Source organism: Phytopseudomonas daroniae (genome assembly GCF_004327285.1).
Classification (GTDB): Bacteria; Pseudomonadota; Gammaproteobacteria; order Pseudomonadales; family Pseudomonadaceae; genus Aquipseudomonas; species Aquipseudomonas daroniae.
The window spans coordinates 25,379-37,814 of sequence record NZ_QJUI01000013.1 but is presented as its reverse complement, the minus strand read 5'-3'; the positions used below and the strand labels follow the sequence as shown (position 1 = coordinate 37,814).

The 12,436-nt window shown below is 63.6% G+C and carries 9 protein-coding genes; 8 read left to right on the top strand and 1 reads right to left on the bottom strand.

Translation table 11 applies throughout. The features are described from left to right. Window positions 1-18: 18 nt before the first annotated feature. From prmA to DNK06_RS15595, 8 genes are all read left to right on the top strand, one after another. A complete protein-coding gene (gene prmA / locus DNK06_RS15630) occupies window positions 19-897 on the top strand; it encodes a 50S ribosomal protein L11 methyltransferase (protein ID WP_131180918.1) in 879 nt (292 codons plus the stop codon). A gap of 160 nt (window positions 898-1,057) precedes the next feature. Beyond that, the gene (locus DNK06_RS15625; protein WP_131180917.1) at window positions 1,058-2,503 is read left to right on the top strand and encodes a DUF3426 domain-containing protein; all 1,446 of its coding nucleotides are present in this window, start codon (window positions 1,058-1,060) and stop codon (window positions 2,501-2,503) included. A gap of 202 nt (window positions 2,504-2,705) precedes the next feature. Then, window positions 2,706-3,704, top strand: a complete 999-nt coding sequence (gene dusB, locus DNK06_RS15620) for a tRNA dihydrouridine synthase DusB (protein WP_131180916.1) — start codon at window positions 2,706-2,708, stop codon at window positions 3,702-3,704. Then, window positions 3,701-4,021 (top strand): DNA-binding transcriptional regulator Fis, encoded by a 321-nt coding sequence (gene fis / locus DNK06_RS15615; protein ID WP_131180915.1) that lies wholly within the window; start codon window positions 3,701-3,703, stop codon window positions 4,019-4,021. Before dusB ends, fis begins: the two co-directional genes overlap by 4 nt. 74 nt (window positions 4,022-4,095) lie before the next feature. After that, window positions 4,096-5,700 carry a bifunctional phosphoribosylaminoimidazolecarboxamide formyltransferase/IMP cyclohydrolase gene (gene purH / locus DNK06_RS15610; RefSeq protein WP_131180914.1) on the top strand — a complete coding sequence of 535 codons (1,605 nt, stop codon included), beginning with the start codon at window positions 4,096-4,098 and terminating at the stop codon, window positions 5,698-5,700. A gap of 115 nt (window positions 5,701-5,815) precedes the next feature. Next, a complete protein-coding gene (gene purD / locus DNK06_RS15605; protein ID WP_131180913.1) occupies window positions 5,816-7,105 on the top strand; it encodes a phosphoribosylamine--glycine ligase in 1,290 nt (429 codons plus the stop codon). Between the two features lie 159 nt (window positions 7,106-7,264). Continuing rightward, window positions 7,265-10,054 (top strand): hybrid sensor histidine kinase/response regulator, encoded by a 2,790-nt coding sequence (locus DNK06_RS15600; protein WP_131180912.1) that lies wholly within the window; start codon window positions 7,265-7,267, stop codon window positions 10,052-10,054. Between the two features lie 87 nt (window positions 10,055-10,141). After that, window positions 10,142-11,026: a LysR family transcriptional regulator gene (locus tag DNK06_RS15595; RefSeq protein ID WP_131180911.1), complete on the top strand. Its 885-nt coding sequence runs from the start codon at window positions 10,142-10,144 to the stop codon at window positions 11,024-11,026. Here DNK06_RS15595 and DNK06_RS15590 read toward each other — a convergent pair. After that, window positions 11,016-12,350: an NTP/NDP exchange transporter gene (locus tag DNK06_RS15590; RefSeq protein ID WP_131180910.1), complete on the bottom strand. Its 1,335-nt coding sequence runs from the start codon at window positions 12,348-12,350 to the stop codon at window positions 11,016-11,018. The genes DNK06_RS15595 and DNK06_RS15590 overlap by 11 nt on opposite strands. Window positions 12,351-12,436: the final 86 nt, after the last annotated feature.

Below are 12,436 nucleotides of genomic sequence, written 5' to 3'. Positions count from 1 at the left end.
TCCCGAAGGGAGCTTCCCATGCCCTGGTTACAACTGCGCCTCGCCATCACCCCCGAACAGGCGCCGACCTATGAAGACGCCCTGCTGGAAGTCGGCGCGGTATCGGTGACCTTCATGGACGCCGAAGACCAGCCGATCTTCGAACCGGATCTGGGCACCACTCCGCTGTGGAGCAATACCCACCTGCTGGCGCTGTTCGAAGCGGACACCGATGCCGACGCCCTGAGCGCCCACCTGCAGTTGCTGACCGGCGGTGAATTGCCCGAGCATCATTTCGAGGCGATTGCCGACCAGGACTGGGAACGCAGCTGGATGGATGGCTTCGCGCCGATGCGCTTCGGCCAGCGCCTGTGGATCGTACCCAGCTGGCACGAAGCGCCCGAGCCGGACGCAGTGAACCTGCTGCTCGACCCGGGCCTGGCGTTCGGCACCGGCACCCACCCGACCACCTCGCTGTGCCTGCAGTGGCTCGACGGCCAGGAGCTGGACGGCTGCAGCGTGCTCGACTTCGGCTGCGGCTCAGGGATTCTGGCCATCGCCGCCCTGCTGCTCGGCGCGCCACGGGCTGTCGGCACCGATATCGATCCTCAGGCTCTTGAAGCTTCGCGCGACAACGCCGGGCGCAACGGCATCGCCGACGCGCGCTTCCCGGTCTATCTGCCAGCCGACCTGCCTCAGGAGCCGGCGGATGTCGTGGTGGCCAACATTCTTGCCGGCCCGCTGGTCAGCCTGGCACCGCAGATCACCCGCCTGGTGAAAAGCGGCGGCCGCCTGGCGCTGTCCGGCATCCTTGCCGAACAGGCCGAGGAAGTCCGCGCCGCCTACGAGGCCGACTTCCTGCTCGACCCGACCGCGACGCAGGATGGCTGGGTACGCATCAGCGGTGTACGCCGCTGATCAGAGAAGGTGACTGACTGGCCTCCCCCGGATTACGCGCCAATCCAGACTACGCAGGTCGCAACTGCCCGACGCCGCTGACGCCGAGTATTGGCTCGTCAGGCAGTTGAGTTAGACTACTCGCCCTGTTTTCGCCGCCATACCGGCCGCCGGACTCCGCATGACCGAAAGTTTCGTCACCCAATGCCCGAACTGCAGCACCAGCTTCCGCGTGAATCTGGCCCAGCTCGGTATTGCCCAGGGATCGGTGCGCTGCGGTGCCTGCCTGCAAGTGTTCAATGCGGCACGCCAGTTGCGCGAGCAGGGTCATAACATCCCGGACATGCGTGCAGCCGCGCCTGCGGCGCCCAAGGCACCACCTGCACCTGCACCTGCACCTGCACCTGCACCTGCACCTGCACCTGCACCTGCACCTGCACCTGCACCTGCACCTGCACCTGCACCTGCACCTGCACCTGCACCGAGTATTGCGCCAGAAGCAGCCGTGCCGGCAAAGCCTGCCAGCAAGCTCGATGACGAAACCCTGTGGATTCATGACGACCTCGATCTCGACGATCTGGATCTCGATGAAGAACTGGCCAAGCTCGAAGCCCAGGAACAGCAGCTGTCTCGCCAGTTTCTGGAACTCGATCAACCATCGCGACAGACGCCACGTTTCGACCAGCCAGAAGAGGATGATGAGCCGGCTGATGACGAACGCTGGGCCGAAGCGCTGCTGCGCGACGATTCACCGGCCAGCAAACTGGAGCTCGAACCGCTCGTCGAGCAGCCGCCTCTGGACTCGTCAGACTTCGGTCAACCACCACCGCCAAGCACCAGCGAACCTGACGACGTGCCACCGATCCCGAAGACACCCGGCATTCGCGATCTGATCGACGCACCGAAAAAACGTACTGCCCCGCGCGAAGACGCCGAACCGACCTTCGGTCTCAGCGCGCAGCGCGATGGCGAACCCGTTGCCACCGAGCCCGCCAGCGAAGATGACGACCTGGATGAGCCGCAGCCGCCCAAGCAGAAGAATGCCGCACGCGCGCGCTCACGCAGCGAACCGAACCTGCGCGGCGACGCACTGTTCGAACTCGAAGAAGAGCCACTGCAGCTGGACTGGCGCCCACAGCGCAAACCCTGGGGGCGCTGGCTCGGCTGGGGCCTGCTCAACCTGCTGGCGGCTACCGCGCTGGTCGGTCAGTACGTGATTTATCACTACGCCGAATTGGCACGTCAGGATCAGTACCGCCCGTGGTTCGAACAAGTCTGCCCGGTGATCGGCTGCAGCCTGCCGTCCAAGGTCGATATCGGGCAGATCAAGAGCAGTAACCTGGTGGTGCGCAGCCACCCGGAATTCAGCGGGGCGCTGGTCGTCGACGCGATCCTTTACAACCGCGCGCCCTTCTCCCAGCCATTTCCGCTGCTGGAGATGCGTTTCGCCGATCTTAATGGCCAGTTGATCGCCAGTCGCCGCTTCAAGCCCAGCGAGTACCTGGCGGGTGAGCTGGCCGGCCAGGCGGAAATGCCGCCGCAAACGCCGATCCATATCGCCCTCGACATCCTCGATCCCGGCGCCCGCGCCGTGAACTACAGCCTCAACTTCCACTCGCCGGAGTAGCCGCAGCCAGCCGATAGACGGCTGCCAGAAGGCAGCCGTCTGCAACGCACTCAGCAGACCGAGCGACCGGAGACCACAGGTCAACTGTTCAGATTTTGTTCAAAACGACCTTTATCCGGTCATTCAGAGCGGGTATGATCTCTACCCTTTTTCGCACTCTCCTACTGGCCTCAACAGCACGTCTCTTGAGCAGGGAAGCCCTATGTCGACGCTAAGCATCGGCCCCTATACATTGCCCAATCGACTGATCCTGGCCCCCATGGCCGGCGTCACCGATCAGCCGTTCCGACAGCTCTGCCGCCGTCTCGGCGCCGGCATGGTGGTGTCGGAAATGGTCACCAGCGATGTGCGCCTGTGGAATACGCGTAAATCGAGTCTGCGCATGATTCACAGCGGCGATCCGGAGCCCCGCTCCGTACAGATCGCCGGCGGTGATCCGCAGATGCTCGCCGAGGCAGCCCGCGCCAACGTGCAACTGGGCGCCCAGATCATCGACATCAACATGGGGTGTCCGGCCAAGAAGGTCTGCAACAAGGCCGCCGGCTCCGCCCTGCTCAAGGATCAACCGCTGGTGCAGGCGATCCTCGAAGCGGTGGTGGCCGCGGTCGACGTCCCGGTCACGCTGAAGATCCGCACCGGCTGGGACAGACAGAACAAGAATGGTATCGAAGTGGCACGCATCGCCGAACAATCCGGTATCGTCGCCCTCGCCGTACACGGCCGCACCCGCGCCGATCTGTACACCGGCGACGCCGAATACGACACCATCGCCACGATCAAGCAGGCCGTATCCATCCCGGTACTGGCCAATGGCGACATCGACTCACCGGAAAAGGCCGCCCATGTGCTGGCCGCTACCGGCGTCGATGGCCTGCTGATCGGCCGGGCAGCCCAGGGCCGCCCATGGATTTTCAGAGAAATAGAGCATTACCTGCGCACCGGTGCCCATTGCCCCGCCCCGGCGCTGACCGAAATTGAACGCATTCTGCTCGAGCACCTGGCCGCCCTGCATGCCTTCTATGGCGATGTGATGGGTGTGCGCATCGCCCGCAAGCACGTCGGCTGGTACCTCGCGACGCTGCCCGGCGCCCGCGAATTCCGAGCCGAGTTCAATCGTTTGGACAGCCAGGAGGCGCAGTGTGCAAGCGTTCGCCAGTTCTTCGGTGATCGCTACAACGACGACGAGGGGGTGGCCGCATGACAATGTTGAACGAGACTTTAGGAAGTGGGATTGCACCCGTGAGCGACAGCACCAGTTTGAAACAACACCTCAACACACCGAGCGAAGAAGGCCAGACCCTGCGCGGCAATGTCGAGAAAGCCCTGCACAACTACTTCGCTCACCTTGAAGGTGCGGACGTCACCGACGTCTACAACCTGGTGCTCACCGAAGTGGAAGCCCCGCTGCTGGAAACCGTCATGAATTACGTGAAGGGTAACCAGACCAAAGCCTCCGAGCTGCTCGGCCTGAACCGCGGCACCCTGCGCAAGAAGCTCAAGCAGTACGACCTGCTCTGACCCTGCATTCCCGAAAAGGGCGGCTCTAACGAAGCCGCCTTTTTTGCTAATACTCTGCTCTGATGGACTCTGAAATGACCGACCAGACCACCCGCCTCCCCATCCGCCGTGCGCTGATCAGCGTGTCTGACAAGACCGGCATCCTTGAATTCGCCCGCGAGCTCGTTGCCCTCAACGTGGAAATTCTCTCCACCGGCGGCACCTACAAGCTGCTCAAGGACAATGGCGTGGCGGCAGTGGAAGTGGCCGACTACACCGGTTTCCCGGAAATGATGGACGGCCGGGTGAAGACCCTGCACCCGAAAATCCACGGTGGCATCCTTGGCCGTCGCGCCCTCGACGGTGCGGTGATGGACGAGCACGGCATCAAGCCGATCGATCTGGTGGCAGTCAACCTGTACCCCTTCGCCGCCACCGTGGCCAAGCCTGGCTGTGACCTGGCCGATGCCATCGAGAACATCGACATCGGTGGCCCGACCATGGTGCGTTCCGCCGCCAAGAACCACAAAGACGTGGCCATCGTGGTCAATGCCGGCGACTACGCCGGTATCGTCGAGTCCCTGAAAGCCGGCGGCCTGAGCTACGCCCAGCGCTTCGACCTGGCCCTCAAGGCCTTCGAGCATACCGCCGCCTACGATGGCATGATCGCCAACTACCTGGGCACCATCGAGCAGAGCCGCGACACCCTGAGTACCTCCGACCGCAACCTGTTCCCACGCACGTTCAACACGCAGTTCATCAAGGCGCAAGACATGCGCTACGGCGAAAACCCGCACCAGAAAGCTGCTTTCTACGTCGAGCATGCCGACGAAGCCTGCGTGGCCACCGCCGTGCAGCTGCAGGGCAAGGAGCTGTCGTTCAACAACGTGGCCGACACCGACGCTGCGCTGGAATGCGTGAAGAGCTTCGTCAAACCGGCCTGTGTGATCGTCAAGCACGCCAACCCGTGCGGCGTGGCCGTGGTACCAGAAAACGAAGGCGGCATCCGCAAGGCCTACGACCTGGCTTATGCCACCGATACCGAATCGGCGTTCGGCGGCATCATCGCCTTCAACCGCGAGCTGGATGGCGAAACCGCCAAGGCCATCGTCGAACGTCAGTTCGTCGAAGTGATCATCGCCCCGAAAATCAGCGCCGCGGCCCGAGAAGTGGTTGCCGCCAAAGCCAACGTGCGCCTGCTCGAATGCGGTGAGTGGCCGGCCGAGCGCGCCGCGGGCTGGGACTACAAACGCGTCAACGGCGGCCTGCTGGTGCAGAGCCGTGATATCGGCATGATCTCGGTATCCGATCTAAAGATCGTCACCCAGCGCGCGCCGAGCGAGCAGGAAGTGCATGACCTGATCTTCGCCTGGAAAGTGGCCAAGTTCGTCAAATCCAACGCTATCGTCTACGCCAAGAATCGCCAGACCGTCGGTGTCGGCGCCGGCCAGATGAGCCGTGTCAACTCCGCCCGTATCGCCGCGATCAAGGCCGAACACGCCGGCCTGCCGGTTCCCGGCGCGGTGATGGCCTCCGACGCCTTCTTCCCGTTCCGCGACGGCATCGACAACGCCGCCAAGGCCGGTATCACCGCGGTGATCCAGCCAGGTGGTTCGATGCGTGACAACGAAGTGATCGCTGCCGCCGACGAGGCAGGGATTGCCATGGTGTTCACCGGCATGCGCCACTTCCGCCATTGACTGGCCGGTGGATGGCTGCGGCCATCCACCCTACATCAGCCCTATTTCGTAGGGTGGATAGCGCTTTTTCTATCCACCGATCGGGCCAGCGGCCCGCCTCCAATGGGAGAGAGACATGAATGTACTGATCATCGGCAGCGGCGGTCGTGAACACGCCCTGGCCTGGAAAGTGGCACAGGACAAGCGCGTCGAGAAAGTCTTCGTCGCCCCGGGTAACGCCGGCACCGCCACCGAAGCCAAATGCGAGAACGTCGCCATCGACGTGCTGGACATCCAGACACTGGCCGATTTCGCCGAAAAGAACGTGCAACTGACCATCGTTGGCCCGGAAGCGCCACTGGTCAAAGGCGTGGTCGACCTGTTCCGCACCCGCAAGCTGGATATCTTCGGCCCGACCGCCGCCGCGGCCCAATTGGAGGGCTCCAAGGCCTTCACCAAGGATTTCCTGGCCCGCCAGAAGATTCCCACCGCCGACTACCAGAACTTCACCGAAGTTGAGCCAGCCCTGGCCTATCTGCGTGAGAAAGGCGCCCCTATCGTGATCAAGGCCGACGGCCTGGCCGCGGGCAAGGGCGTGATCGTCGCCATGACTCTGCAAGAGGCCGAAGACGCCGTGCGCGACATGCTCGCTGGCAACGCTTTCGGTGAAGCAGGCTCGCGCGTGGTGATCGAGGAGTTCCTCGATGGCGAGGAAGCCAGCTTCATCGTCATGGTCGACGGCGAGAACGTGCTGCCGATGGCCACCAGCCAGGATCACAAGCGCGTCGGCGACGCCGACAGCGGCCCGAATACCGGTGGCATGGGCGCCTACTCGCCAGCGCCAGTGGTCACTGCTGAAGTGCACAAGCGAGTGATGGACGAAGTCATCTATCCGACCGTGCGCGGCATGGCGAATGAAGGCAACGTATATACCGGTTTCCTGTATGCCGGCCTGATGATCGACAAAGCCGGCAAGCCCAAGGTCATCGAATTCAACTGCCGTTTCGGCGACCCGGAAACCCAGCCGATCATGGTACGTCTGGAGTCTTCCCTGGTGCTGCTGGTCGAAGCCGCGCTGGCCAAGGCGCTGGACAAGGTCGAAGCGACCTGGGATCCACGCCCGACCGTAGGCGTGGTACTGGCTGCCGGCGGTTACCCGGGCGATTACGCCAAAGGTGACGTGATCGAAGGCCTGATTGAGGCCGCCACGCTCGAAGGCAAGGTATTCCATGCCGGCACCGCGCTGAAAGATGGCCAGGTCGTCACTGCCGGCGGCCGCGTACTCTGTGCGACGGCCATCGGCGCCAGCGTCGCCGACGCCCAGCGGCAGGCTTATCAGCTGGCCGAGAAAATTCGCTGGAATGGCATGTTCCACCGCAACGATATCGGCTACCGCGCGATCGCCCGCGAGCGTGGCGAAAACTGATGTAACAAGACGGCGGCATCAATCGATGCCGCCTGTCGGCAATACCCTGAGGATCGCTGACCATCAGGGTGCTCTGGCTGTCAGGATAGCGTCTCGGTTCATAGTCTGCGCCACCACGGCTGGCTATAATTCAGCCGTATCACTCAAAGGGATTGCCACGTGCGACGGCTCAGGATTGCCATAGGTTTACTCGTTGGCCTGCTGTTGGCCGGTGCCTGCCTGTCGAGCACTGCAGCACCACAGCGGGTTACGACGCCTTATGCCAGTGGCTGGTCGGTATTCATCGACGACGGCGCACAGATGGATCTGAACGACGTGCGCAGCCGGCGCAACCAGTTCCTCCCCCTCGATAACCTCGCCTTTACCTATCCCCAGAGCCAGAAAGCCGTCTGGCTGCGTTTCGACGTGCCCGAACACCAGGCACCGTATTGGCTGTGGGTGTTCGCTCCGCGGGTGCAGTTCCTCGATTACTACCTGTTGCAAGGCACGCAGGTCGAGCAGAGCGTACACACCGGCGAGTCGATGCCGCTGAATTCACGGCCGCTGCCCTCGCGCGCCTACCTGATGTCCTTGCCCAACGACGGGCAGGCACGAGAAGTCTATGTGCGGATGACTTCCAACCACCCGCTGATGGCCTGGTTCAAGGTCATCGACGAGAGTGAACTGGTCAGCCTGGAAAAACCCGCCTACCTGTTTGGTGCGCTGCTCGGCGCCCTGCTGCTGGTGGTGGTCTACAACCTGATCCGCTTCGCCTACATGCGTTCGGCCTGCAGCCTCTGGCTGGCCGGCCTGCATGCCGGCCTGGCGGTCTGTGCGGCGGCGAATCTGGGCATGCTGGCGGCCTGGGTACCGAGCCTCGGTTACAACCAGTCGCTGATCGCCGATATCAGTGCTCTGATCGCCGCATTCTGCCTGTCATCGTTCGCCCTTGGCTTCTTCCGCAGTACGCCGATGCAGCGCAGCAAGCTCAACTGGGTGCTGCAGGGACATGCGCTGCTGACCCTGGGGCTGGGCCTGATCATTCTGATCAGCGGCCTGCTCTGGTACAGCGTGCTGGTGTACCTGACGGTGTTCCTCGGCACCCTGAGCGTGCTGCTGGTCAGCGGCGTGCACTGGCATAACGGTTACCAGTCGGCACGGTTGGTCGTCGGCGGCATGCTGGTATTCAACGTCGGCTTTGGCCTGTTCATCCCGATCCTGCTCGGCTTCGACCAGCTCGATCCCGGTTGGCTGGTAATCGGCGTCTTCACCATCGCCACCCTCAGCGGTGTGGTGCTCAGCGCAGCGCTGGCCGAGCATCAGCGGCAACTGCAGCGAGCCGCCTCGCGAGCGCGAACCGCACTGGCCGCCAATGATGCCGAGCTGAGGGCCAAGGCCGAGTTCCTGGCCAAGATCAGCCACGAGATCCGTACCCCCATGAACGGCGTGCTGGGCATGACCGAGCTGCTGCTCGGTACGCCACTGTCGGCGAAGCAGCGCGACTACGTGCAGACCATTCACAGCTCCGGCAACGAACTGCTCAACCTGATCAACGAAATTCTCGACATCTCCAAGCTGGAGTCCGGGCAGATCGAACTGGATGACGTGCAGTTCGACCTCAACGCCCTGACCGAAGACTGCCTGGACATCTTCCGCGCCAAGGCCGAACTACAAAAGATCGAGCTGATCAGCTTCATCCAGCCCCAGGTGCCGCGCATCGTCAGTGGCGACCCGACACGTCTGCGCCAGACCCTGCTGAGCCTGCTCGAAAACGCCTTCAAGCAGACCAGCGAAGGCGAGATTCTGCTGGTGGTGGCGCTCGATACCAGTGGCGAACAACCGCGCCTGCGCTTCGCCGTGCAGGACAGCGGCCACCCGCTCAATGCCAGCGAGCGCGATGCACTGCTCAACACGGAATTGCAGAGCCATGATTTCCTGTCTGCGACGCGCCTTGGCGGTCGCCTGGGCCTGATCATCGCCCGCCAGCTGATCCGCCTGATGGGCGGCGAGTTCGGTATCCAGAGCGGCGGCAACCAGGGCTCGACCCTGTGGCTGACCCTGCCGCTGGACAACGCCCGCCTGCAACAACCGGGCACCGATATCGACGGCACGCTGCAGGGCACCCGCCTGCTGGTGGTGGACGACAACGACACCTGCCGCAAGGTACTGCTGCAGCAGTGCAACGCCTGGGGCATGAACGTCAGCAGCGTGCCTTCGGGCAAGGAAGCCCTGGCGCTGCTGCGCACCAAGGCGCATATGCGCGAATACTTCGACGTGGTGCTGCTCGATCAGGAAATGCCCGGCATGAGCGGCATGCAACTGGCTGCGAAGATCAAGGAAGACCCGAGCCTGAACAACGACATCCTGATCATCATGCTGACCGGCATCAGCCATGCGCCGAGCAAGATCATCGCGCGCAATGCCGGTATCAAGCGCATCCTCGCCAAGCCTGTGGCGGGCTACACCCTCAAGGCCACTCTGGCTGATGAACTGGCCCAGCGTCGGCGTGGGCAAAGTGCCCCCATGGCTGCCAGCACCACGCCGCTGCTGGTGCCGGAAGACTTCCGCATCCTCGTCGCCGAAGACAACAGCATTTCCACCAAGGTGATCCGCGGCATGCTCGGCAAGCTCAACGTGCAGCCCGATACGGCGAGCAACGGTGAAGAAGCCCTGAGCGCGATGAAGGCGCAGCGCTATGACCTGGTGCTGATGGACTGCGAAATGCCGGTGCTCGACGGTTTCTCCGCGACCGAACAACTGCGTGCCTGGGAAATCACCGAGCGCCGCCAGCGCACCCCGGTGGTGGCGCTGACCGCGCATATCCTCAATGAGCACAAGGAACGCGCACGACTGGTCGGCATGGACGGCCACATGGCCAAGCCGGTGGAGTTGTCGCAGTTGCGCAATCTGATCGAGTACTGGGTAAGCGAGCGCCAGGCCCAGCCTGAAGATGACACCATCCCGTCCTGAGCGGCCTGCTAGAATCCCGCTCGCGCCCTGACTGAAGAGCGCTCTCCGCGTGCCGCAACAGCGCCGCCTATGCCCGACGAAGCGCCCATGGATATCAAGCAGCTCAAGTTTCTGATCGCCCTCGACGAGACCCGGCACTTCGGCCAGGCGGCCGCCCGCTGCCACGTTACACAGCCGACGCTGTCGATGCGCCTGCGCAACCTGGAAGACGAACTGGGCCTGGAACTGGTGCGGCGCGGGCAGCGTTTCGAAGGGTTCAGTGCCGAAGGAGAACGCATTCTCGCCTGGGCACGCAGCCTGATGGCTGCCCATGACGGCCTGTACGCCGAAGCGGCGGCCTGTCGCGGGCAACTGGTCGGCACCTTGCGCCTCGGCGTGGTGCCGCTATCCGGTTTCGATCCGATGGATCTGGTGCAGTTGTTCGCCGAGCAACATCCCGGGCTGCGCTTCCAGCTGTTCGCCCTGAGCAGCGACCAGATCCTCGAGCGCCTCGGCAGTAATCAGCTCGACCTCGGGCTGTCGTACCTCGACCGCCTCGACCGCGAGCATTTCGACAGCCTGGAACTGGCGGCGACGCGCATGGGCCTGCTGTACGACCGTCGGCACTACCAGTTCACGGAAACCACCCTGCGCTGGGAAAACCTGATCGACCTGCCACTGGGCCTGCTCTCTGCCGGCATGCACTTTCGCCAGTCGATCGACCACAGCTTCCGTTCACGCGGGCTGACGCCGCTGCCGAAACTGGAAACCGATGCCGTGCACCAGCTGCTGCAGGCCGTCAGTGCCGGCCTGTGCTGCTCGATCATGCCGCTGCAGAACGGCCTCGCCGAGTTCACCAACGACCTGGTGCTGACGCCCATCGAGGACGCCCACACACTGGCGCCCCTGGGCCTGATCATGCGTCGCAGCGCACCACGCTCGGCACTGGCAGAGGCCTGCTTCGCCGAGGCACGCACGCTGATCAACGCGTGAGCGCAGGCTCGCTGTCCTCGCGTGGCGGCTGAACGCCGGTTTCACCGCGATCGGCACGGCCGCCCAGGTACCAGCCGAGCACACCCCAGATGGCCGCACACAGCGCACCGATCACGGCGATCAACGCCACACCGTAACCGAGCATGTCGATCAGGCTCTTGGCCCAACCGCTGACGGCATCACCGCCGCGATAGACCACGGTGTCGATGAAGTTCTTGGCCTTGTACTTGCTCTCGGCATCCAGCGGCGCGAAGAGCATCTCCCGCCCCGGCCGCACGAATGCGTACTCGCCGATACGCCGCACGATCATCAACCCGGCCAGCACCGCGAAGGTCGGCGCCATGGCCAGGGCGAGAAAGCCCACGCACACCAGTATCGGCACAGCTGCCAGCAGGGTGCGCACCCCCAGGCGCTGGGCGACCCGGCCAGTGATGAACAGCTGTGCCAGCAGCGCGCCAACCTGCACCACGAAGTCGATCAAACCGAACACCCGTACCTGCTCGCTGCGATCCGGGAACAGCTCGGCCACAAGCCGCGCCTGCTCGAAATAGAGAAAGGTGGTGACCGTGGCGAGCAGGATGACGAAAGCGGAAATCCCCAGCAGGTAGGACGACCTGAACACCCGCGTCATGCCGCTGAACGGATTACCCGCCACCGGCCGCCGCGGATTCTCCGCCCGGCTGGCACCCGGGCGCCCGGCACCAGCGCGCTCGCGCCAGCCCATCAGGTAATGCTTGAGCGCCAGAGCCCCGGCCAGCAGCAACGCGGCCAGCAACGCCAGGCCGCTGGCACCGATAGCGCCCACCAGCAGCGCACTGAATGCCGGCCCGGCCAGGCCTCCGACGCTGGCGCCTGCGGCGATGAAGGCGAACAGCCGCTTGGCCTGGGGCGAGTCGAACACATCGGCCATCAGGCTCCAGGCCACCGACACCACGAACAGGTTGTAGACCGAGATCCACACGTAGAACACCCGTGCCAACCATAGGCTCTCGGACATGACGCTGAACGCCACGGCGAAAGCCAGCAGGTTGAGACAGAAGAAGCCGTAGACCCAGTCGATGAAATGGATGCGCGGCACCCTGGAATTGAGCCAGGCGAACAACGGCACGGCCAGCAGCATGACCACGAAGGTCGCGGTAAACAGCCACTGCAGGTTTTCCACGCCAGCCTGGATACCCATCGATTCACGGATCGGCCGCAGCATGAAATAGCCGCAGAACAGACAGAAAAACAGCGCGAAGCCCGACAGAGCTGCTACCAGCTCACCGGGCTGTGCATTGATCGCACGGGTCACGCGCTGTGATAGAGAGGTGGCAAGGGTCATTAGTACTCCTCGGCAAGGCGGGAACGACGGCGCAGTCCAGGGAAACGCCAGCGTTTGCTATGGGGGCAGCATAGCCGCCCCGTTCC

Bases quoted from the DNA above. Each gene is read 5' to 3' on its own strand.
- fis (WP_131180915.1), top strand. From the start codon at position 3,701: ATGACAATGTTGAACGAGACTTTAGGAAGTGGGATTGCACCCGTGAGC.
- DNK06_RS15595 (WP_131180911.1), top strand. From the start codon at position 10,142: ATGGATATCAAGCAGCTCAAGTTTCTGATCGCCCTCGACGAGACCCGG.
- DNK06_RS15590 (WP_131180910.1), bottom strand. From the start codon at position 12,350: ATGACCCTTGCCACCTCTCTATCACAGCGCGTGACCCGTGCGATCAAT.
- DNK06_RS15625 (WP_131180917.1), top strand. From the start codon at position 1,058: ATGACCGAAAGTTTCGTCACCCAATGCCCGAACTGCAGCACCAGCTTC.
- dusB (WP_131180916.1), top strand. From the start codon at position 2,706: ATGTCGACGCTAAGCATCGGCCCCTATACATTGCCCAATCGACTGATC.
- purH (WP_131180914.1), top strand. From the start codon at position 4,096: ATGACCGACCAGACCACCCGCCTCCCCATCCGCCGTGCGCTGATCAGC.
- purD (WP_131180913.1), top strand. From the start codon at position 5,816: ATGAATGTACTGATCATCGGCAGCGGCGGTCGTGAACACGCCCTGGCC.
- prmA (WP_131180918.1), top strand. From the start codon at position 19: ATGCCCTGGTTACAACTGCGCCTCGCCATCACCCCCGAACAGGCGCCG.